Genomic DNA, 20,931 nt, shown 5'->3' with positions numbered 1-20,931 from the left:
GTAGCGACCGAGACCGGCATTCCAGTCTTTCCCCCTCGTGTGGCATATAGACGGGTAATTCACCCGGCGCGCGACCGGTGGCCGCGTGCTCCGGTGTCCTGTGCGGACGGACCTCGGGTGGGGGCCGTTCAGCCGTGGAGGGCTTCCGATGATCGGCCAATCTCGGACCGACCCGGGGAAGCGGCGTTCCTCTCGACCGAGAGCGGATCAGGATATATCCGTTATGAGGAAAACATCCGTATACCTCGCTCTGTGGTCCCTCCTCCTCGTCGCCGGGTGCACCGCCGGCGCGCAGGAGTCCGGATTTCCGTCGCGCCGCCCGGCGCAGCAGCCCGCGTCACCCCGGACGACACTGACCGTGGTCGCGGCCGGTGACCTTCTGGTCCATCCACCGCTCACCGATCAGGCCGCCGCGGACGCGCACGCGATGAACAGGCCCGGACACGACTTCGGTCGGGTGCTCGCCGCGGTCCGGCCGGTGATCAGCAGGGCCGATCTCGCGATCTGCCACATGGAAACCCCGCTCGCCGAGCCGAGCGGGCCGTTCACCGGCTATCCGAGGTTCAGCGTTCCGCCGCAACTCGCCGACGCCGCCGCCCAGGCCGGCTTCGACACCTGCTCCACGGCCTCCAACCACTCGCTCGACACCGGTGACGAGGGGATCCGCCGCACCCTCAACAACCTGGACCGGGTCGGGCTGCGGCACACGGGCACGGCGCGGACCCCGCGGGAGGCGGCGACACCGAACGTGTTGGACGTCGGCGGGGTGAAGGTGGCCCAGTTGTCGTACACGCTGAGCCTCAACGGCATCCAACGGAGCGCTCCCTGGACGGCGAACCTCATCGACGACAGCGCGAACCTCATCGACGCCGGCGCGATCCTCGCGGAGGCGCGTCGGGCCCGGGAGGCGGGTGCGGAGATCGTCATCCTCTCGGTGCAGTGGGGCGACGAGTATCGGAACGAACCCAACGCCGACCAGTTGGACCTGGCTTCCGAGCTGCTCGCCTCGCCCGACGTGGATCTCATCGTCGGGCATCATGTGCACGTCGTGCAGCCCATCGAGAAGATCGGCAACAAGTGGGTCGCGTACGGCATGGGCAATCTCACCGCGCGGTTCCCCGACGATTCGCCGGAGAAGACGCAGGATTCGGTGCTCCCTGAGTTCACCTTCACGAAGACGGGAGACCGGTGGGCGGTGTCGCGGGTGCGGGTGTTCGCCGCCTTCATGGAGTACCGACCGGAGGCGCGGGTGGTGAACCTGCCGGGGGCGACGGCGGACCCGGCGGTGCCGGTCGAGCGGCGTGCGGCCTACGCGCGCATTCAGCAGCGGATCGCCGGGTACGTGAACATGCGCGGTGCGGCCGAGGCGGGGCTACGGATGGCGCAGTGAGCGTGACTCGCAGCGTATGGAGTGCTGCTCTCCGCTACCATTCCTCCGGTGAGCGCGGACAAGATCAACAATGGCGGTGGCGAACCGCCGTCCCCGGCGCGACCCCGCCGCCGCGGACTGTTGATCATGCTCGCCGCCATTCTGCTCGCGGCGGCGCTCGCCGGGCACCGGTTCGTTCCCAACGTGCGGGGCCTCGGCAGCCTGATCGACAGCGGAGCGCCGTTCCTCGGACTCGGCGTGCCGCTGCTGGCGCTCGCCGCACTGCTGCGTCGATCGCGGCGGGCCCTGGTCGCGGTTCTGCTGCCGGCGTTGACCTGGGGCGCGCTCTTCGGTCGGGCCTGGCTGCCGGCGCGCGCCGACGGACCGGTCGAGCTCCGCGTCGCCAGTCAGAACCTCAAGGCCGGTAATCCCGATCAGGCCGCCACGCTGCGGACGCTCGTCGCGACCGACCCCGATCTGATCGCGCTGCAGGAGATCGCCGGTGGCCGGGGGGACGCGGTGGGGGAGACGCTGCGCGGGCGCTACCCGCACCGGGCGGTGGAGTCCACCGTGGCGTTGTCGAGCCGCTGGCCGATCCGGGAGTACGTCGGTGTGGACACCGGCCTGGAGTGGACGCGGGCGCTGCGCGCCATCGTCGCCGTCCCCCAGGGCGACGTCGTGGTCTACGTCGTGCACCTCGGTTCGGCGCGTGCGGGGCGGACCGCGACCCGGGACCACACCGTCGAGCGTCTCGCCACCGCGCTGCGCAGAGACGGCGCGAAGCGGATCATCGTCCTGGGCGACCTGAACACGGCCACGACAGACCGGGTCATGTCGACCCTGACCGATCAGCTGCGCGACGCGCAGGCCGACGCCGGCCGGGGATTCGGTTTCACCTGGCCGTCGGCGTTGCCGGTCACCCGCCCCGACCACGTCCTGTACCGGGGCCTGACCGCCGTCTCGGCCGGGGTCGTGCGCACCCCGGCCAGCGACCACCGGGCGGTCGTCGCCGGATTCCGTCGATAGCGCGGCGCGGGTCCTCGCCCCTGGCGGCGCCCGCCCGGGTGCGCCCGGCCCGGATCGTCACCGCGCCTGGTGACCCGCCGGCACCACCGTCAACGTGTGCCGGGGTTCGCCGTTCCGGCAGAACGGCCAGAGCCGGTCCGCGTACTCCACCAGCGACGACAGCTGCCCCGGGGAGAGCCCGCAGGAGCCGATGCTGGCCCGTACGTCCGCGTGGTAGCAGCCGTCCTCGTCGCGCTCCAGACGGGCCTCCGCCCGTACCTGCACGGTGTGCGACTCGTCGGTGATCTGCGTGGAGGCCTCGACGGCGGCGTGGTGCAGACAGGAGGCGAAGGCCGCTGCCAGCAGCTGTTCGGGGGTCAGTCCGGTGCCTTCGGGCGCCAGCGGCGAGGACAATCTCGTCGACAGTTCCCCGTCGTCGGTTCGCACGCGTCCTCCTTCCGCGGTCGCCGTGGCCTGGTGTACCCATGTAGTTGTTCTCGGCATCGTCGAACCTCCGCGTTGTCCCGCCCCCCGACGCCGTACCCGGCCCCAACCCCGCGAAACGCGGCGTGAACAGGGGGTCCCCGGCCGTGATCGGGTCCGGATTCGGGCTCGCGCGTCCGGACGGACCATCTACGCTGCGACGCTGTGAGCGACAGTTGCCGCACCGTCGTGGGCGTGATGCTCGTCGACCCACAGCGACGGATCCTGCTACAGCTTCGCGACGGGAACACCCGCACCGACCCGCACCGCTGGTGCCTGCCGGGCGGCGCGGCGGAAGCGGGCGAGGATCCGGCCACGGCCGCGCTGCGCGAGCTGCGGGAGGAGACCGGCCTGCGACCCGACACCGGTCTGCTGCTGGCCTGGCGGGGGCGCGGACCGTCGGCCCACACGCCGAACGGCGAGGCCGACTATCACGTGTTCGTCGCCCGGACCACCGCGAGCCAGGACGAGGTGGAGTGCAACGAGGGCGCCGACATGGTCTTCATGCCGCTCGACCGGATCCCCGGGCTCCCGATGGGGCGCGCCTACCGCGAGATCATTCCCGCCGTCCTCGCCTCCGCGCAGTTCGCCGCGCTGGCCCGGTGACGCGCTGGCCGGGTGAAGCGCTGGCCGGGTGACGCGCTGGCCGGGTGACGCGCTGGCCGGGTGACGTCGCCGGAACAGCCGGACCCGCCACGGAGGGTCGGGGCCGGATGCGCCGGCGCATCCCGCCCGTCAGGCGGTGACCTCCGGCGTCTGGCTCGGCGCCGCCGCCGACGTGGTGGCCAGGATGACCGAGGCGACCAGCTCCGGGTCGTCGAGCATCGGCACATGGCCGCAGCCGGCCAGGTCGACGTGGCTCGCCAGGGGCAGCAGCTCGCGGGCCAGCGCCGCGCCGGTGTACGGCAGGATCCGGTCCCGGGTGCCCCACGCGACCGTGACCGGCACCGTCGGGGCGCCCTGGAAGGCGTACCTGAGGCCGTTGCGGGCCACGGCGCGGTAGGCCCGAGCGTTGCGCAGCGCCAGCGTGTCGGCGAGCGCCGCCTCCGCGGTGATCCGGCGTGGCCGGGCCAGCAGCAGGCCGAACGACATCGCCCGCAGCAACGGTGACCGGTAGGTCGCCCGCAGCATCGGCTGGGGCAGATGGGCGGCGAGCCGGAGCAGGCCGAGCTTGCGGAGCGCCCCGCGTAGCTGCCGCGGGGTGCAGAACCCGGCCGGCGACAGGGCGGTGGCCGAGGAGGCCCGCCCGGAGGCGGCGAGTTCGAGCGCGATCGCCCCGCCCAGGCTGTTGCCGGCGACGTGCGGGCGTTCCAGCCCCAGCGCGGTGAAGATCTCGGCCACCGCGTCGACCAGTTGCGGCATGCTGCCGGGGAGACCGGCCGACGGCACCGGGGACTTTCCGAAGCCGGGCAGGTCGATCGCGATCACGTCGTGCACCTCGGCGAGCCGGTCCAGCACCGGCTCCCACGCCGGCCAGTGGTGGCCGATGCCGTGCAGCAACACGAGCGGCTCGCCCGCGCCCCGCCGGTCGTACGAGAGCTCCCGCTCCATGGTCACCGCACCTCCCGATCATTCGTACCGTCCGTGCCGGCGTTCGCCGTCTGCACGGTGTGCGCGCCGAACGCGCGTCCCAGCGTCCGTACCTGGGCCTCCATCAGCGGCACGGAGGTCCGGGCGGTCCGACCGATGACCAGGTCCGACAGCGGACTGAGCACCGCGGTGCGGAGTGCCTGCACGGCGCCGACGGCGCGCGGGACGTAGATCCGGCGGCGACGCCGCTCGATCCCGTCGACGAACGCGGCGGCGCACGCCTGCACCGAGGTGGTCGAGCCCAGCGGCCACGGCACCTTCTGGAGTGCCTCGCGGAAGGCGGGCAGGTCGTCCTTGGCGTCGCGGACCAGGTCGGTGTCGATCCAGGACGGATGGGCGGTGCCGACCCGGACGCCGCGGTGGGCCAGTTCGAGCCGGATCGCGTTGCCGAAATGCTCGACGCCGGCCTTCGACGCGCAGTAGGCGGCCATCCCGGGCAGCGCCGTGAAGGCGGCCGCCGAGGAGATCAGCAGCAGGTAACCGCGCCGGTCGATCACGTGCGACACGGTCGCGCCGACCGTGCGCATCACGCCGATGAGGTTGACCTCGACCGTACGGGTCAGCGCGTTGATGTCACCGACGGCGATCGTGCCCCGGTTGGCGACCCCGGCGTTGGCGACCACCGTATCGATACCGCCGAACGCCTCGACCGTGCCCGCCACCGCCCGGTCCAGGCTGGCCTGGTCGGTCACGTCGCACTCGAACCAGGCATGTCCCTCGCCCAGCTCGCCGGCCAGGGCGGCGAGGCGCTGCGGTTCCAGGCCGACGAGCGCGACGTGGGCGCCGCGGGCCGCCGCGAGCCGGGCGGTGTGCTCGCCGATGCCGCGGGCGGCGCCGGTGATGAAGACGACGGTGCCGGCGAGTGGGCGCTTCACCGTTCCACCTCGGCGCCGACGCGGACGTCGGCGGCTGGGCGGTCGGGCGTGCTGACCGGTCGGTACGCGGCCGCGTCGAACCGGCGGGTACGCAGCCAGTACGACCAGGTGTAACCGGGCCACAGGGCGGAGTTGCGGCCGTTCTCGTCGAGATACCAGCTGCGGCAGCCTCCCTGTGACCACACCGTGCCGGCCATCTTGCGGTCGACGTGCGCCACGAAGCGCTCCTGGGCCTCCGGGGTGGGTTCGATGGCGTGGGCGCCGGTCTGCCGCAGGTGCCGCAGCATGCCGAGCAGGTAGGTGATCTGGCACTCGATCATGAACACGACGGAGGTGTGCCCGAGGCCGGTGTTCGGTCCCAGCAGCAGGAACAGGTTGGGGAATCCGGTGACGGAGGTGCCCTGGAAGGCCCGCATGCTGCCGCGCCACGTCTCGGCCAGCGTGCGTCCGTCGCGCCCACGGATCGTCTGCGCCATGGGCATGTCGGTGACGTGGAAGCCGGTGCCGAAGATGATGGTGTCGACCTCGTGCAGCGTGCCGTCGCCGGTGACGATCCCGTTCGGTCGGACCTCGACGATCGCGTCCGTGACCACGTCGACGTTGTCGCGCGCGAGTGCGGGGTAGTAGTCGTTGGAGAGCAGGACCCGCTTGCACCCCATGGTGTAGCGGGGGGTGAGCTTTGCCCGCAGCCGCTGGTCTTTGATCACCCGGTTGAGGTGCTGGCGGGCGATCCGTTGCGACAGCCGCATCACGGCCGGATGGAGGAATCCGACGGCCATGGCCTCGCGTCCCCAGTACACGCCGGCGCGGGCGAGGCGCTGGACGGCCGGGACGTGCCGGAACAGGCTCCGTTCCACGCGGGTGATGGCGCGGTCGGCGCGGGGCATCACCCAGGCCGGGGTGCGCTGGAAGAGGTGCAGGCGCTCGACGGTCGGCGCGATCCGGGGCACGAACTGGATCGCCGAGGCGCCTGTGCCGATCACCGCCACCCGCCGCCCGGTCAGGTCGTGGTCGTGGTTCCAGCGGGCCGAGTGGAAGAGCTCCCCCTCGAAGGTTTCCAGGCCGGTCAGCTTCGGCGTCGAGGGTTCGGTGAGCGGCCCGCCGGCCGCGACGAGAACGTCCGCGGTGTAGCGCCCCTGCGAGGTGTCGATGACCCAGTGCCCGGCGGCGTCGTCCCAGGCCGCCCCCTGCACCTCGTGTCCGAGCCGCAGGTGCGGTTGCACGCCGTGATCCGTCACGCAGCGGCGCAGGTAGGCCCAGATCTCGGCCTGGCCGGAGAAGCTGCGGCTCCACTCGGGGTTGCGTGCGAAGGAGAGCGAGTACATGTGGGAGGGCACGTCGCAGGCGCATCCGGGGTAGGAGTTGTCGCGCCACGTCCCGCCGACCTCGCTGCCCCGGTCGAAGACCAGGAAGTCGTGGTGGCCCTCCTGGCGCAGACGGATCGCGGCGCCGATTCCGCCGAATCCGGCACCGATGATGGCGATGCGCACGTGCCGGGGGTCTGCGGTGGTCATCGAGGCTCGCTCCTTACCGGCTCGGCGGTGACGGTACCGGTCGGTACCACCGGGCTTAACCGGGAAGTTACCACCGAGTAAAGCGGGACGGTAGATGGAAATGTTCGCGGTACCATTCGGTACCAACGCCCTCGCGGGCGCGGAGCAGGGGAGCGTGTGTGGCGACCTCATCGAGGGCCTCCGCCGAGGTGCGGCTGAGCCTGGCGCAGGGCCTCGCGGCGGCGGTCGCCGAGAAGGGCTACGCGGCCAGCACCATCGCCGACATCGTCGCCCACGCCCGGGTCTCCAAGCGCACCTTCTACGAGCACTTCGCCGACAAGGAGGAGTGCCTGATGGCGTTCTACGCCGACGCCTGCACCAGCCTCATGACGGTGCTGCGCGCCGCCGGCACCCCCGATCAACCGTGGCGGGAACGGGTCCGCGCCGTCGTCGCCGCGTACCTGTCGGCGCTCGACGCGCTGCCCGCGGTCAACCGCACCCTGCTGGTGGAGGTCCAGGCCGCCGGCGCGCGGGCCTACCGGCTGCGCCAGGAGATGCAGCGTCGCTTCGCGGGCACGCTGATCGAGATCGTCGCCGAAGGGCGTCCGGCCAACCCGCAGATCCCGCCACTCTCCCCGGCGCTGGCGGTCGCGCTCGTCGGCGGCCTCAACGAGTTGCTGCTGCAGGTCGTCGACCCGTACGCCGGCACCACCGTGGTCGAGCCCGGCGCCGACGCCGCCTTCGCCCCGCTCACCGAGTCGATCGTGCACCTGGTCTCGGCGGTGTTGACCTACCGCCCGTGACCGGTGGTCAGCCGGCCGGCACCGTCGCCGCGTGTTCGGTCCGGCCAAAACCGGGGGAGCGTGCGGTGAACGATTGACCGGAGGCGTCCGTAATACGGCATAGAGCCGGGTCCGCGCGGGCCCGGTCACCACTGTGGACCGGCACCGGCGCCGGCTCCGCCGAAGGAGGTCCCGCTCCGATGACCGTACGTCGCACGCTCGCCGCTCTGGGGCTCGCCCCGGTTCTGCTTCTGGCCGCCGCGCCCACGCCGGCGCGGGCCCACGGGGCGATGACCAACCCGGTCAGCCGCGCGTCGGCGTGCGCCTCGGCGCAGCACTCCGCGTCGCCCGCCTGTGTCGCCGCGGTGGCAGCCGGCAGCGGGCAGCCCCTCGACGACTGGGACAACCTGCGGATCGCCAACGTGCGGGGTCGGGACCGGGAAGTGGTCCCGGACGGCCAACTCTGCAGCGGCGGCCTCGACCGGTTCGCGGGGTTGGACCTGGCGCGTGGCGACTGGCCGGTCACCCGGCTGCGTGCGGGCGCCCGTTTCACCTTCAGCTACGGCATCACCATCCCGCACCGCGGCGCGTTCCGGCTCTACGTCACGAAGGACGGCTACGACCCGGGCCGCCCGCTGCGCTGGTCCGATCTGGACTCCCGCCCGTTCCTCACCGCGACCGATCCGCCGCTGCGCTCCGGCGCGTACGCGATCAGCGGCGCGCTGCCGGCGCGGACCGGTCGGCACGTGATCTACACGATCTGGCAGAACTCGGAGACCCCCGACACCTACTACTCCTGCTCCGACGTACTGCTCACCGGCGCCGGCGGCAGTGCCCGCCCCGCCGCGCCAGCCGCCACACCCACGCGCGGGGGAGCGGCGGCGACGCCGACGGAGGCGGCGCCCGTGCCGTCGAGTCCGCCGGCGCCGACCGCGTCAGGGCGCGCCGGCCTCGACCGGGTGGCGCAGGTCGCCGACGAGCCGGTCCGCCGGCTGACGATGCCGCTGCTGGCCGGCGCGGCGGCGCTGCTCATCGTGGCCGCCACGGTCGCCGTGCTGCGCCTGCGCAGACGACGGCGGGGTTAGCGGATCCGTCGGCCGCCTCGCCGGCGGTCGTTCGCGGGGCGGCCGCCGCCGCCCGGGACGAGAGCTGAGATGGTGGTGACCGTAGAGCGGGAGGTGGCGTCGGGGCTGGCCGGATGTCCATCTGGTCGCCAGTCGGCCGGGCGACGCGTACGTGGGGCTGCGCTTCCCGCCCGGCACCGGCCCGGCCGACCAGGCCGATCTCTCCCGCGAGATCCGGTACCTGGCCGGCGTGCCGTGGGCACGCGGTCACGGGTTAGCGGCGAAGAGGTCGACCGCGTTGCCGTCCGGGTCGTGGACGACCGCGTACCGCTGTCCCCAGAAGGCGTCCCACGGGGCGAGGTGGCCCTGGTAGCCGGCCGCGGTCAGCTCCGCGTAGGTCGCGTCGACGGCCGCGGGGTTGTCGCAGGCGAAGGCGAGCGCGATCCGGCTTCCGGTCGCCGGCTTCCACGCCGGATCGAAGGAGCGGATCGTATCGGCGGTGTCCCAGGCGAGACGGAGCCCGCCGGGGAGCGCCACCTCCACGTGGGGCTCGGTGTCGGCGGCAGCCGGGATCGGCAGGCCGAGCCGGCGGTAGAACGCGAGCGAGCGGGCCATGTCGGCGACCACCAGGCCGATGAGGTCGAGTCGAGGCGTTGTCATGCGCCCACCGTAGGGCGGCGGCCGCTGGGCGTCTTGAACGAATCGGCCACGATGCGCGGGCCGCATCGTGGCCACTACGCGTAGAATCGCATTATTGGGGCAAATCACCCAGATGGCCGATGTTGGCTTCAATCGACGGCGGTGAGCGGGCACGTGATCGACCGACGGAGGGGTGATGGCCCCTGCGGCAGACCCCGATGGTGACGCATCACTCACCGTCTCGCCGTCACCAGGGGTACGGCGTACTGAACGATTACGGTAAAACGTGAGGCATTCAACGAAGATCTGCCGGTAAAGCGAGGGACCACATGACGGATGTCAAGCTCGACCACCCTGGTGGACAGCTGTCTATGCCGGTGCAGCGTGCCGTCGAGGGCCCGTCCGGGATCGACGTCGGTAAGCTGCTGAAGGAGACGGGGAACGTCACCTACGACCCCGGCTTCGTGAACACCGCGGCGTGCGCCTCGGAGATCACCTACATCGACGGCGACGCCGGGATTCTCCGCTACCGCGGCTACCCGATCGATCAGCTGGCCGGGAAGGCGTCCTTCCTGGAAACCTCCTACCTGCTGATCTACGGCGAGCTGCCGACCGCGGACCAGTTGGCCGACTTCAGCCAGCGGATCCGCCTGCACACGCTCCTGCACGAGGAGATGAAGCGCTTCTTCGACGGCTTCCCGCGTGACGCGCACCCGATGGCGGTGCTCTCCTCGGCGGTGAGCGCGCTGTCGACGTTCTACCAGGACAGCCTCGACCCGTTCGACCCCGAGCACGTCGAGATGTCCACCGTCCGGCTGCTCGCCAAGGTGCCGACGATCGCGTCGTACGCGTACAAGAAGTCGATCGGCCAGCCGCTGCTCTACCCGGACAACTCGCTGGGCTACGTCGACAACTTCCTGCGGATGACGTTCGGCGTGCCGGCCACCCAGTACGAGGTGGATCCGGTCGTCGCGCAGGTGCTCGACATGCTCTTCGTGCTGCACGCCGACCACGAGCAGAACTGTTCGACCTCCACCGTGCGCCTGGTTGGCTCCAGCAACGCCAACCTGTTCGCGTCGGTGTCGGCCGGTGTCAACGCGCTCTTCGGTCCGCTGCACGGCGGCGCCAACCAGGCGGTGCTGGAGATGCTCCAGACGATCCAGGCCGAGGGCGGGGACGTCGAGGCCTTCGTCCGCCGGGTGAAGGCCAAGGAGCAGGGCGTCAAGCTCATGGGCTTCGGCCACCGGGTCTACAAGAACTACGACCCGCGCGCGGCGATCGTCAAGAAGGCCGCGACCGACGTGCTGAACCGGATGGCGAAGCCGGACCCGCTGCTGGACATCGCGGTGAAGCTGGAGGAGATCGCCCTCGCGGACGACTTCTTCGTCTCCCGCAAGCTCTACCCGAACGTCGACTTCTACACCGGCCTGATCTACAAGGCCATGGGCTTCCCGACGAAGATGTTCACCGTGCTCTTCGCGCTCGGCCGGCTTCCCGGCTGGATCGCGCAGTGGCGCGAGATGATCTCGGACCCGACGACGAAGATCGGCCGTCCGCGGCAGCTCTACGTCGGCCCGGAAGAGCGGGCGTACGTGCCGCTCGACCAGCGCTGACCCGTACGACACCGAAACCGGCCGCGACGCTCGGGCGTCACGGCCGGTTTCGTCGTCCGTGGGGCGGCGTCGATCAAGGAATTGCGCGCCGATCAAGGGCGTACTCACATGATCGGAGATCAAGCCACGTGAATGCGCCCTTGATCGACGGGGACGGGCGAGCGGCGCGGCGCGTCCGCGTCCGGGGTCAGTCGGTGGACGGGCGGAACCAGACCGCGGCGTACGGACCGAGCTGCACGGTCGCCGAGCACGGCTGCCCGTGCCGCGCCGGGCCGTCCGCGGTGACGCTGCCGAGGTTGCCCACCCCCGAGCCGCCGTAGAGGGTGGCGTCGGTGTTGACCAGCTCATCCCAGCGCCCCGCCGTCGGCAGGCCGACCCGGTAGTCGTTGCGGGGCACCCCGGCGAAGTTGACCACGCACGCGACCACGCTGCCGTCCGCGCCGCGGCGCAGGAACGAGAGCACGTTGTTGGCGCGGTCGTCGTGGCTGATCCAGCGGAAGCCGTCGGGGAGGGTGTCCTGCGACCAGAGCGCGGGGGAGTCGCGGTAGATCCGGTTGAGGTCGCGGGTGAGGTCCTGGACCCCCGTGACGTACGGGTCGGCCGCCAGCCCCCAGTCGAGCCCGCGCTGCTCGCTCCACTCCTGCTCGTCGGCGAGCTCGCAGCCCATGAAGAGCAGTTGCTTGCCGGGGAATGCCCACATGTAGCCGAGGAGCCCGCGCAGTCCGGCGAGGCGCTGCCAGCGGTCGCCGGGGAGCTTGCGGACCAGCGAGCCCTTGCCGTGCACCACCTCGTCGTGGCTGATCGGCAGCAGGAACTGCTCGTCGAAGGCGTACATCCCCGGCAGGGTGAGATCGTCGTGGTGGTAGCTGCGGTGCACCGGGTCGCGGGACACGTAGCCGAGGGTGTCGTGCATCCAGCCCATGTTCCACTTCAGGCCGAAGCCGAGCCCGCCCCAGTCCGCCGGTCGCGAGACGCCCGGCCAGGCCGTCGACTCCTCGGCGATCACGACGGCGCCCGGGTGTTCCCGGTAGACCGTGGTGTTGAGCTCCCGCAGCAGGTCGATCGCTTCCAGATGGGCGTTGCCGCCCTGCGCGTTCGGCTCCCACTGGCCGTGCCCACGCGAGTAGTCCAGATAGAGCATCGAGGCGACGGCGTCGACCCGCAGCCCGTCGATGTGGAACTCCTCGAGCCAGTAGAGCGCGTTCGCGACGAGGAAGTTGCGCACCTCCCACCGCCCGTAGTTGAACACCAGGCTGCCCCAGTCGGGGTGTTCCCCGCGGCGCGGATCGGGGTGCTCGTACAGGGCGGTGCCGTCGAAGCGGGCCAACGCCCAGGCGTCGCGCGGGAAGTGCGCCGGCACCCAGTCGAGCAGCACGCCGATGCCGGCCTGGTGGAGGCGGTCGACGAGGTAGCGGAAGTCGTCCGGGGAGCCGAAGCGGGCGGTGGGGGCGTAGTAGCCGGTCACCTGGTAGCCCCACGAGCCGCCGAACGGATGCTCCATGACCGGCATGAACTCGACGTGGGTGAAACCCAGGTCCGAGACGTACTCCACGAGCTGCTCGGCGAGGTCGCGGTAGCTCAGGCCGGGACGCCAGGAGCCGAGGTGGACCTCGTAGACCGACATCGGCCGGGCGTGGTGGTCGGCGCGGCGCGCGGTCAGCCAGGCGCGGTCACCCCACCCGTACGCCGACTCGTAGACCACCGACGCGGTGAGCGGCGGAATCTCGGTGGCGGCCGCGAGCGGGTCCGCCCGGTCGGTCCACACGTCGTCGGCGCCGTGGATGCGGTACTTGTAGCGCTGCCCGGCGGTGACCCCCGGAACGAAGAGCGTCCAGATGCCGCTGGAGCCGAGCCGCTCCATCGCCACGCCGTCGAACGGGCCCCAGCCCACGGCGTCACCGATGACCCGGACCTCGCGGGCGTTCGGCGCCCACACCGCGAACCGGCAGCCGCCGGCCTGCGGGTGGGCACCGAGCACCGTCCAGAGCCGCTCGTGGCGGCCCTGAGAGATGAGGTGAAGATCAAAATCACTGATCGTGTCGATGGGGGGTGCCTCCATCGTGTCGGTCATCGGCGAGCAGCTCCGGCGAGGAGGTTACCTTCGCGGATCACGACGGTGGGGCGTCCCTGCGCCATCCGGGCCGCCGCCTGCTCCGCGTTGAACGCCGGCGCCTGCGCGATCGCCGCCGAGTAGGCCGCCGCCGTGCGGTGCGCGATCGACGACCAGCCGTACTGGTCGTGCACCATCCGGCGGGCCCGGCGGGCCAGCTGACGCGCCCGCTCGCCGTCGACCAGCAGGGCGTTGACCGCGTCCGCCAGCGACTCCGGGTTCTTCGGCTGGAACGTCATGCCGTTGACGCCGGTTTCCACGATCTCGGCGAGGCCCCCCGTGGCGGCGACCGCGAGCGGCGCGCCGGCGGCGGCGCCCTCCAGGGCGACCATGCCGAACGGCTCGTAGATGCTCGGCACGGCGAAGCAGTCGGACGCGGCCATCATCGCGGGCAGCTCGACGCCGCCGAGGAAGCCGGGGAAGGTGACCGCCGAGCGGAGCCCGAGACGGTCGATGTCCGCCTCCAGCTCGGCCCGGTACGGGCCGTCGCCGGCGATCACGAGCCGCAGCCCGGGGTGCGCCCGACGCAGCTGGGGCAGGCCGGCGATCAGGTGCTGGACGCCCTTCTCGTAGACGAGCCGACCGGCGAAGGTGATCAGCGGCCCCTCACCGGCGAAGCGCTTGCGCGCCGCGGCGACGGCCTCGGTCGGCACCTGCCAGCGCTGGGTCTCCACGCCATTGGGGACCACGTCGACCCGCTCGGGGCGGACGTCGAAGAGCCCGGTGACCTCGTCCTTCATGTAGCCGGAGCAGACGATGACCCGCCCGGACTCCTGGCTCAGCCACCACTCGACGGAGTGGATCGCCTTGTTCATCTCCTCGGGGAGCCAGCCCTGGTGCCGTCCGGCCTCGGTGGCGTGGATGGTCGTCACCAGCGGGATGTCCAGGTGCTCCTTGAGGGTCATGGCGGTGTGCGCCACGAGCCAGTCGTGCGCGTGGATGACGTCGTACTCGCCGGACTGGGCGGCGCGCAGCGCGGCGCGGGTCAGCGTGTGGTTGAACGCCATGGTCCAGGCCAGCAGCTGCGGCGTGGCGAGCGGGAAGACCGGCGGGTCCTCGGGGGCGCGGACGATGCGCACGCCGTCGGCGTACTCTTCCAGCGGCGCGCCCTCGGCGTGCCGGGTGACGACGGTGACCTCGTGGCCGGCGGCGGCCAGGGCGACGGAGAGCGCGTGCACGTGGCGGCCGAGGCCACCGACGAGCACCGGCGGGTATTCCCAGGAGAGCATCAGGATGCGGCGCTTGCCGTCGGGGGCCATGCCGGCGGTGGCGGGCAGGCCCGGGTGCGGCTGCCGCGACGTAGGGGTGGGACGGCAGGCGCCGTCATTGACCGATGCGTTTGCGACCTGGTCGCTGACCCGCAGGGTCACAATTGTCTCCATCCATGCATGAGGGCGTGCGCGCCGGCGCCGATGACGGCAGTACAAGAGTGAGATGGTGGCCGATGGCCGAGGAGGACCCGCGTTCGCGTCGGTGCGTCGTGGCCCTCTACTAGGAAAAGGCACCAGGGCGCAAACCGCATCCCTAAGCCGCGCGATGGTGACCGACAACACCCGACAGAGATCATTTCATGCCGCCCGGGGGATTACAGCAGCTCCGGGGAGGGCAATACCGGAGGCGCGCGCCGGATGGCCGAGACGGCCGCGGCGCGCTGTTGACCATGGGGAAGGAAGTGCGATGCAGGTCTGGCCGGGTGAGCGTTACCCCCTCGGGGCCACCTTCGACGGGACGGGGACCAACTTCGCGATCTTCTCCGAAATTGCCGAGGCCGTGGAGCTGTGTCTCTTCGACGCCGACGGCACGGAGCGGCGGGTACGGCTGCCGGAGGTCGACGCGTACGTCTGGCACGGGTACGTGCCCGGTGTGGAACCGGGCCAGCGCTACGGGTTCCGGGTGCACGGCCCGTACGACCCGGCGCAGGGCGCGCGGTGCAACCCGAACAAGCTGCTGCTCGATCCGTACGCGAAGGCGATCGACGGGGACATCGACTGGCACCCGTCGGTCTACGGCTACGAGTTCGATTCGCCGGAGCGGATGTCGGAGGCGGATTCGGCGCCTTACATGCCGAAGGCGGTGGTGGTCAATCCGTACTTCGACTGGGGTAACGACGCGCCGCCGAAAACGCCGTACCACCACTCGATGATCTACGAGGCGCACGTCAAGGGGCTGACCATGCGCCACCCGGACGTGCCCGAGGAGTTGCGCGGCACGTACGCGGGTGTGGCGCATCCGGCGGTGATCGAGCACCTGAGGAAGCTCGGGGTGACCGCGATCGAGCTGATGCCGGTGCACCACTTCGTCCATGACGACCGGCTGGTCGACCTCGGACTGCGCAACTACTGGGGTTACAACACGATCGGCTTCTTCGCCCCGTACCACGGCTATGCGGCGACCGGCCGGCTCGGCCAGCAGGTCCAGGAGTTCCGGGGCATGGTCAAGGCCCTGCACGCGGCGGGCATCGAGGTGATCATCGACGTGGTCTACAACCACACCGCCGAGGGCAATCACCTCGGTCCGACCCTGGGCTTCAAGGGGGTCGACAACGCCAGCTACTACCGGCTGGACGAGGAGTCGCCGGAGCACTACGTGGACTACACGGGCTGCGGCAACAGCCTCAACGTGCGCAGCCCGCAGACCCTGCAAATGATCATGGACTCGTTGCGCTACTGGGTGCAGGAGATGCACGTCGACGGGTTCCGTTTCGACCTGGCCGCGACCCTGGCCCGGGAGTTCTACGAGGTCGACCGCCTCTCGACCTTCTTCGAGGTGATCCAGCAGGACCCGGTGATCAGCCAGGTCAAGCTCATCGCCGAGCCGTGGGACGTCGGCCCCGGCGGCTACCAGGTCGGCAACTTCCCGCCACTCTGGACGGAGTGGAACGGAAAATACCGCGACACGGTGCGTGACTTCTGGCGCGGCGAACCCGCCACGCTGGCCGAGTTCGCCTCCCGGATCTCCGGCTCGGCCGACCTCTACCAGGACGACGGCCGCCGCCCCTTCCACAGCATCAACTTCGTCACCTGCCACGACGGCTTCACCCTCACCGATCTGGTTTCGTATCACGACAAGCACAACGAGGCCAACGGCGAGGAGAACCGCGACGGGGAGAGTCACAACCGCTCGTTCAACTGCGGAGTGGAGGGCCCGACGGACGACCCGGGCATCCTGGCGCTGCGCGCCCGGCAGCGCCGCAACGTGCTCGCCACGCTCATGCTCTCCCAGGGCGTGCCGATGATCGGGCACGGCGACGAACTGGGCCGCAGCCAGCAGGGCAACAACAACGCCTACTGCCAGGACAACGAGCTCACCTGGATCGACTGGGACGGGGCCGACCAGCAGCTGCTGGACTTCGTCCGTACCCTGACCGCCTTCCGCGCCCGCCACCAGGTCTTCCACCGCCGCCGCTTCTTCACGGGGCTGCCGGTGCAGACCCGGATCGCCGGAGGACCGGTGCCGGACCTGGCGTGGTTCACGCCGGACGGGCGGGAGATGACCGGGGAGGACTGGGGGAACGACTTCGGGCGCACGGTGATGCTCTTCGTGAACGGGGAGGGGATCAAGGAGCGCGGCCAGTACGGCCAACGTCACGTCGACGACTCGTTCCTGCTCTGCTTCAACGCCCACGACGCGCCGATCGACTTCACCGTCCCGACCGACGAATACGGCCAGAAGTGGGAGCGGGTGATCACGACCGCCGACGCCGGGCCGGACGACCCGGTGGTGGTCGAGCCGGGCGGCACGATCCAGGTGCCGGACCGTTCGCTCGTGGTGTTCGAGCGGGCGGTGTGAGATGAGTCAGCTGGCAGAGCCGGTGTCCGGTCAGGGGCGGCCGGCAGCGCGACCGCGCCCCCTCACCGCCACCTACCGCGTGCAGGTGCGACCGGGCTTCGACCTGGACGCCACCGCGCGGCTCGCCGATTATCTGGCGCGGCTCGGCGTCAGCCATCTCTACTCGGCGCCGCTGCTGACCGCCACGCCGGGCTCGGGGCACGGCTACGACGTGGTCGACCATCGTGCGGTCAACCCGCAACTCGGTGGCGAGCCGGCACGGCAACGGCTCGTCGCCGCGCTGCGCGCCGCCGGGCTGGGCCTGGTGGTGGACATCGTGCCCAACCATGCCGGGGTCGGGGTGCCGGCCGTCAATCCGGCGTGGTGGGACGTGCTGCGCCACGGCCGCGATTCGGCGTACGCCGGCTGGTTCGACATCGACTGGTCCCGGCCGCGGCTGCTGCTGCCGGTGCTCCCCGACGACGACGCCGAGCTGACCATCGCCGACGACGAGCTGCGCCACGGCGACCTGCGGTTTCCGATCGCGCCGGGGACCGGCGGGGGGACGCCCCGCGAGGTGCACGACCGGCAGCACTACGAGCTGGTGTCGTGGCGACGCGGCAACTCCGAGATCAACTATCGCCGGTTCTTCGCCGTGTCGGAGTTGGCCGGCCTGCGGGTCGAGGACGAGGCGGTTTTCCGGGCGACCCATGCCGAGCTGCTGCGGTGGTATGCCGCGGGGGAGATCGACGGTATCCGGGTCGACCACCCGGACGGGCTGCGCGACCCCGCCGGCTATCTGGCCCGGCTGCGCGAGGCCGCGCCCGACGCCTGGCTGCTGGTCGAGAAGATCCTCGAGTACGGCGAGGAGTTGCCGGACTGGCCGGTGGCGGGGACGACCGGCTACGAGGCGCTCGCCGACGTGTGCGGGATCTTCGTCGATCCGGCCGCCGAGGCCGCGTTCACCGCGCTCGACTCCCGGCTGACCGGCCACGACACGTCGTGGGCGGAGCTGACCCATGACACCAAGCTCGAGGCGGCGACCCGGCTGCTCGCCGCCGAGCTGTCCCGGCTGGCCCGCCTCGCCCACAACTCGCCCGACGCCCCGGCGGCCCTCGCCGAGCTGGCCGCCTGCTTCCCGGTCTACCGCTCCTACCTGCCCGGCGGCATCCGGCACCTCGCCGAGGCGCGTTCGGAGGCGGGCCGCCGCCGGCCGGATCTCGCGTCCACGCTGGACGCGCTGACCGCGCGGCTGCGCGACCCCGACGACGAGCTGGCCCTGCGGTTCCAGCAGTTCACCGGGGCGGTGATGGCGAAGGGGGTGGAGGACACCGCCTTCTACCGCTGGTCGCGCTTCATCGCCCGTAACGAGGTCGGCGGCGATCCCGCCCACTTCGCCGTGCCGCCGGAGCGCTTCCACCACGCGGCGGCCACCCGGCAGCAACGCTGGCCCGCGGGGATGACCACCCTCTCCACCCACGACACGAAGCGCGGCGAGGACGTGCGGGCGCGGCTGGCCGTGCTCTCCGAGGTCCCGGAGCGCTGGTCGGCGGCGTTGGACCGGTGGATGGTGACCGCGCCGCTGCCCGACCCCGCGTTCGCCCACCTGCTCTGGCAGACGGTGGTCGCCGCCTGGCCGATCGAGCGGGAGCGGCTGCACGCCTACGCGGAGAAGGCCGCGCGCGAGGCGTCGGTCTCGACGAGCTGGGACGATCCGGACCGGGCCTTCGAGGCGGCGATGCACGGCGTGATCGACCGGATCTACGACGACCCGGCGCTCGCCGCCGAGGTGGCCCGCTTCGCCGCCGAGCTGACGCCGCCGGGGTGGGTCAACGGGCTCGGTCAGAAGCTCGTCCAGCTCGCCATGCCCGGCGTGCCCGACACCTACCAGGGCACCGAACTCTGGGACAACTCGCTGGTCGACCCGGACAACCGACGGGATGTGGACTTCGCGCGGCGGGCAGAGCTGCTGGCCCGGGTCGACGGCGGGTGGCTGCCACCGATCGACGAGAGCGGAGCCGCGAAGCTGCTGGTGGTCGCGCGGACCCTGCGGCTGCGCCGCGCGCGCCCCGAGCTGTTCACGCGGTACACGCCGGTCACGGCCGACGGCCCGGCGGCCGGGCATGTGGTCGCGTTCGACCGTGGCGGCGCCATCGCGGTCGCCACCCGGCTGCCGGTCAGATTGACCGTTTCCGGTGGCTGGCGTGACACGGCGTTGTCACTACCTGTACATGATTGCATCGATAGCTTCACAGGACGGGTTTACAGTGGCTCTCGGGTCACGATGGCCGAGCTATTCGACCGCTATCCCGTCGCTCTCCTGACTCCCGTCGACTCGGAGGTGGCGCCATGACCGAGTTCGCCGTGTGGGCTCCCGACGCATCCCGGCTGCGGCTGCGCGTCGCGGGTCACCCCGACTGTGACCTGCGGCGCGAGGACGATGGTTGGTGGCGCGTGGATCTCCCCGACATCCCGCCCGGCACCGACTACGCCTATCTGATCGACGACGGGGAGCAGGCGCTGCCCGATCCCCGTTCGCGGTGGCAGCCGCAGGGCGTGCACGGCCCGAGCCGGGTCTACGACGACACCGCCTTCGACTGGACCGACCATGGCTGGACCGGTCGGCAGCTGCCCGGCGCCGTCCTCTACGAACTGCACGTGGGGACGTTCACCGCCGAGGGGACGTTCGACGCCGCGGTGGGCCGCCTCGACCACCTCGCCGAACTCGGGGTGGATCTGATCGAGCTGCTGCCGGTCAACGCCTTCAACGGGGTGCAGAACTGGGGCTACGACGGGGTCTGCTGGTACGCCCCGCACGAGAGCTACGGCGGACCGGACGGGCTCAAACGCTTCGTCGACGCGGCGCACGCGCGGGGGATGGGGGTGATCCTGGACGTCGTCTACAACCATTTCGGCCCCTCCGGGGCCTACGCGCCGCTGTTCGGGCCCTACCTGGCAGAGGCGAGCAACACCTGGGGCCGTGCCGTCAACCTCGACGGTCCGCACTCCGACGAGGTGCGCCGGTTCATCATCGACAGCGTCCTGATGTGGTTGCGCGATTACCACGTCGACGGGCTGCGCCTGGACGCGGTGCACGCGCTGGTCGACCACCGGGCCACCCACCTCCTCGAAGAGCTGGCGGCCGAGGTGGAGACGCTCTCCACCCACGTCGGGCGGCCGTTGTCGCTGATCGCCGAGTCCGACCTCAACGATCCCCGGCTGATCACGCCCCGCGAGGCGGGCGGGTACGGCCTGCACGCCCAGTGGAACGACGACGCGCACCACGCGCTGCACAGCCTGCTCACCGGGGAAAGTCAGGGCTACTACGCCGACTTCGGCTCGCTGGAGTGCCTCTCCGACGTGCTCACCGGGGCCTTCTTCCACGCCGGCACCTGGTCCAGCTTCCGCGGCCGCAGCCACGGCCGCCCCGTGGACCGCGCCACCGTGCCCGGGCACCGCTTCGTCGCCTACCTGCAGAACCACGACCAGATCGGCAACCGGGCGGTCGGCGACCGCGTGGCGTCGACGCTCTCGCCGGGGCTGCTGCGGGTCGGCGCGACGCTGCTGCTCACCGCGCCGTTCACGCCGATGCTCTTCATGGGTGAGGAGTGGGGCGCGAGCACGCCCTGGCAGTTCTTCACGAGCCACCCCGAGCCGGAGCTGGCGGCGGCCGTCGGCAACGGGCGCCGACGCGAGTTCGCCGCGCACGGGTGGCCGGAGGGTGACATCCCCGACCCGCAGGATCCGGCCACCTTCGCCCGGTCCCGACTCGACTGGGCCGAGTTGGAGAAGCCCGAGCACCGGGAGACGTACGACTTCTACCGCCGTCTCATCGCGCTGCGCAAGAGCCGGCCGGACCTGTCCGATCCGCGGCTGGACCGGGTCGACGTGCGCCATGGTGACCGGTTCGTCGTCGTGCGCCGCGGTGACTGCGTCGTGGCCGCCAACCTTGCGCCGAAGTCGCAGCGGATCACCCTGCCCGGCGTGGTCCGTGCCGTGCTGCTGGCGACCGGCGCCGGGGTCACCGTGATGCGTGACGTCGTGGAGTTGCCGGCGGAGTCCGCGGTGGTCGTCGCCGCGCCCTGAACCGGCCCCGCCGCGGAACGCAGCCCCTCCGCTCGCCGCGCCGCACCCTCCGCC

16 protein-coding genes are annotated in these 20,931 nt (G+C 71.5%); 9 read left to right on the top strand and 7 right to left on the bottom strand.

What is annotated here, in order from left to right; genetic code table 11:
* The first annotated feature begins 223 nt into the window (after window positions 1-223).
* Window positions 224-1,390, top strand: coding sequence for a CapA family protein (locus AB0J06_RS15845; protein ID WP_357428962.1), 1,167 nt, complete (start codon window positions 224-226; stop codon window positions 1,388-1,390).
* A gap of 48 nt (window positions 1,391-1,438) precedes the next feature.
* On the top strand, window positions 1,439-2,395 hold the full coding sequence (locus AB0J06_RS15840) for an endonuclease/exonuclease/phosphatase family protein (protein WP_357428960.1): 957 nt from the start codon (window positions 1,439-1,441) through the stop codon (window positions 2,393-2,395).
* 57 nt (window positions 2,396-2,452) lie between these two features.
* Here the strand turns inward: AB0J06_RS15840 and AB0J06_RS15835 are convergent, their stop codons facing one another.
* Window positions 2,453-2,878, bottom strand: a complete 426-nt coding sequence (locus AB0J06_RS15835; protein ID WP_357428958.1) for an OsmC family protein — start codon at window positions 2,876-2,878, stop codon at window positions 2,453-2,455.
* A gap of 144 nt (window positions 2,879-3,022) precedes the next feature.
* Here AB0J06_RS15835 and AB0J06_RS15830 point away from each other — a divergent pair, with 144 nt between their 5' ends.
* A complete protein-coding gene (locus AB0J06_RS15830) occupies window positions 3,023-3,463 on the top strand; it encodes an NUDIX hydrolase (protein ID WP_357428956.1) in 441 nt (146 codons plus the stop codon).
* Window positions 3,464-3,592: 129 nt separating this feature from the next.
* Here AB0J06_RS15830 and AB0J06_RS15825 read toward each other — a convergent pair whose 3' ends face one another.
* The 3 genes from AB0J06_RS15825 to AB0J06_RS15815 are packed head-to-tail and all read right to left on the bottom strand — an operon-like array spanning window position 3,593 to window position 6,836.
* Window positions 3,593-4,408 carry an alpha/beta fold hydrolase gene (locus AB0J06_RS15825; RefSeq protein ID WP_357429080.1) on the bottom strand — a complete coding sequence of 272 codons (816 nt, stop codon included), beginning with the start codon at window positions 4,406-4,408 and terminating at the stop codon, window positions 3,593-3,595.
* Window positions 4,409-4,410: 2 nt separating this feature from the next.
* Entirely contained in the window at window positions 4,411-5,322 is a 912-nt protein-coding gene (locus AB0J06_RS15820; protein ID WP_357428954.1) for an SDR family oxidoreductase, read from the bottom strand.
* Window positions 5,319-6,836 (bottom strand): NAD(P)/FAD-dependent oxidoreductase, encoded by a 1,518-nt coding sequence (locus AB0J06_RS15815; RefSeq protein WP_357428952.1) that lies wholly within the window; start codon window positions 6,834-6,836, stop codon window positions 5,319-5,321. The genes AB0J06_RS15820 and AB0J06_RS15815 overlap by 4 nt, the downstream gene beginning before the upstream one ends.
* Window positions 6,837-6,994: 158 nt before the next feature.
* Here AB0J06_RS15815 and AB0J06_RS15810 point away from each other — a divergent pair, with 158 nt between their 5' ends.
* A complete protein-coding gene (locus AB0J06_RS15810; RefSeq protein WP_357428950.1) occupies window positions 6,995-7,618 on the top strand; it encodes a TetR/AcrR family transcriptional regulator in 624 nt (207 codons plus the stop codon).
* A 179-nt stretch (window positions 7,619-7,797) separates the two neighbouring features.
* Complete coding sequence (locus AB0J06_RS15805; RefSeq protein ID WP_357428948.1) at window positions 7,798-8,682, top strand: lytic polysaccharide monooxygenase; 885 nt, start codon at window positions 7,798-7,800, stop codon at window positions 8,680-8,682.
* A 246-nt stretch (window positions 8,683-8,928) separates the two neighbouring features.
* On the opposite strand, the gene AB0J06_RS15800 is transcribed toward AB0J06_RS15805, so the two are convergent.
* Window positions 8,929-9,321: a VOC family protein gene (locus tag AB0J06_RS15800; RefSeq protein WP_357428946.1), complete on the bottom strand. Its 393-nt coding sequence runs from the start codon at window positions 9,319-9,321 to the stop codon at window positions 8,929-8,931.
* A gap of 308 nt (window positions 9,322-9,629) precedes the next feature.
* Between AB0J06_RS15800 and AB0J06_RS15795 the strand changes: the two genes are divergently transcribed.
* Window positions 9,630-10,913, top strand: coding sequence for a citrate synthase (locus AB0J06_RS15795; protein ID WP_357428944.1), 1,284 nt, complete (start codon window positions 9,630-9,632; stop codon window positions 10,911-10,913).
* A 187-nt stretch (window positions 10,914-11,100) separates the two neighbouring features.
* Here the strand turns inward: AB0J06_RS15795 and glgB are convergent, their stop codons facing one another.
* A complete protein-coding gene (gene glgB, locus AB0J06_RS15790; protein ID WP_357428942.1) occupies window positions 11,101-12,984 on the bottom strand; it encodes a 1,4-alpha-glucan branching protein GlgB in 1,884 nt (627 codons plus the stop codon).
* A complete protein-coding gene (locus tag AB0J06_RS15785) occupies window positions 12,981-14,396 on the bottom strand; it encodes a glycosyltransferase family 4 protein (protein WP_357429078.1) in 1,416 nt (471 codons plus the stop codon). Before AB0J06_RS15785 ends, glgB begins: the two co-directional genes overlap by 4 nt.
* A gap of 304 nt (window positions 14,397-14,700) precedes the next feature.
* Between AB0J06_RS15785 and glgX the strand changes: the two genes are divergently transcribed.
* From glgX to treZ, 3 genes are read left to right on the top strand one after another with little or no spacing between them, the layout of a single operon-like run.
* Window positions 14,701-16,812, top strand: coding sequence for a glycogen debranching protein GlgX (gene glgX / locus AB0J06_RS15780; RefSeq protein ID WP_357428940.1), 2,112 nt, complete (start codon window positions 14,701-14,703; stop codon window positions 16,810-16,812).
* Window position 16,813: 1 nt separating this feature from the next.
* Window positions 16,814-19,144 (top strand): malto-oligosyltrehalose synthase, encoded by a 2,331-nt coding sequence (gene treY, locus AB0J06_RS15775; protein WP_357428938.1) that lies wholly within the window; start codon window positions 16,814-16,816, stop codon window positions 19,142-19,144.
* Window positions 19,141-20,877 (top strand): malto-oligosyltrehalose trehalohydrolase, encoded by a 1,737-nt coding sequence (treZ, locus tag AB0J06_RS15770; protein WP_357428935.1) that lies wholly within the window; start codon window positions 19,141-19,143, stop codon window positions 20,875-20,877. The genes treY and treZ overlap by 4 nt, the downstream gene beginning before the upstream one ends.
* Window positions 20,878-20,931 lie beyond the last annotated feature (54 nt).

The sequence above is a fragment of the Micromonospora sp. NPDC049679 genome, assembly GCF_040659735.1.
GTDB lineage: Bacteria > Actinomycetota > Actinomycetes > Mycobacteriales > Micromonosporaceae > Micromonospora_I.
Note: the sequence above shows the minus strand (reverse complement) of the source record. Positions and strands in the feature narration are given on the sequence as shown.

Bases quoted from the DNA above. Each gene is read 5' to 3' on its own strand.
- AB0J06_RS15835 (WP_357428958.1), bottom strand. From the start codon at position 2,878: ATGCCGAGAACAACTACATGGGTACACCAGGCCACGGCGACCGCGGAA.
- AB0J06_RS15815 (WP_357428952.1), bottom strand. From the start codon at position 6,836: ATGACCACCGCAGACCCCCGGCACGTGCGCATCGCCATCATCGGTGCC.
- AB0J06_RS15795 (WP_357428944.1), top strand. From the start codon at position 9,630: ATGACGGATGTCAAGCTCGACCACCCTGGTGGACAGCTGTCTATGCCG.
- glgX (WP_357428940.1), top strand. From the start codon at position 14,701: ATGCAGGTCTGGCCGGGTGAGCGTTACCCCCTCGGGGCCACCTTCGAC.
- AB0J06_RS15800 (WP_357428946.1), bottom strand. From the start codon at position 9,321: ATGACAACGCCTCGACTCGACCTCATCGGCCTGGTGGTCGCCGACATG.
- AB0J06_RS15805 (WP_357428948.1), top strand. From the start codon at position 7,798: ATGACCGTACGTCGCACGCTCGCCGCTCTGGGGCTCGCCCCGGTTCTG.
- treY (WP_357428938.1), top strand. From the start codon at position 16,814: ATGAGTCAGCTGGCAGAGCCGGTGTCCGGTCAGGGGCGGCCGGCAGCG.
- glgB (WP_357428942.1), bottom strand. From the start codon at position 12,984: ATGACCGACACGATGGAGGCACCCCCCATCGACACGATCAGTGATTTT.
- AB0J06_RS15825 (WP_357429080.1), bottom strand. From the start codon at position 4,408: ATGGAGCGGGAGCTCTCGTACGACCGGCGGGGCGCGGGCGAGCCGCTC.
- AB0J06_RS15845 (WP_357428962.1), top strand. From the start codon at position 224: ATGAGGAAAACATCCGTATACCTCGCTCTGTGGTCCCTCCTCCTCGTC.
- treZ (WP_357428935.1), top strand. From the start codon at position 19,141: ATGACCGAGTTCGCCGTGTGGGCTCCCGACGCATCCCGGCTGCGGCTG.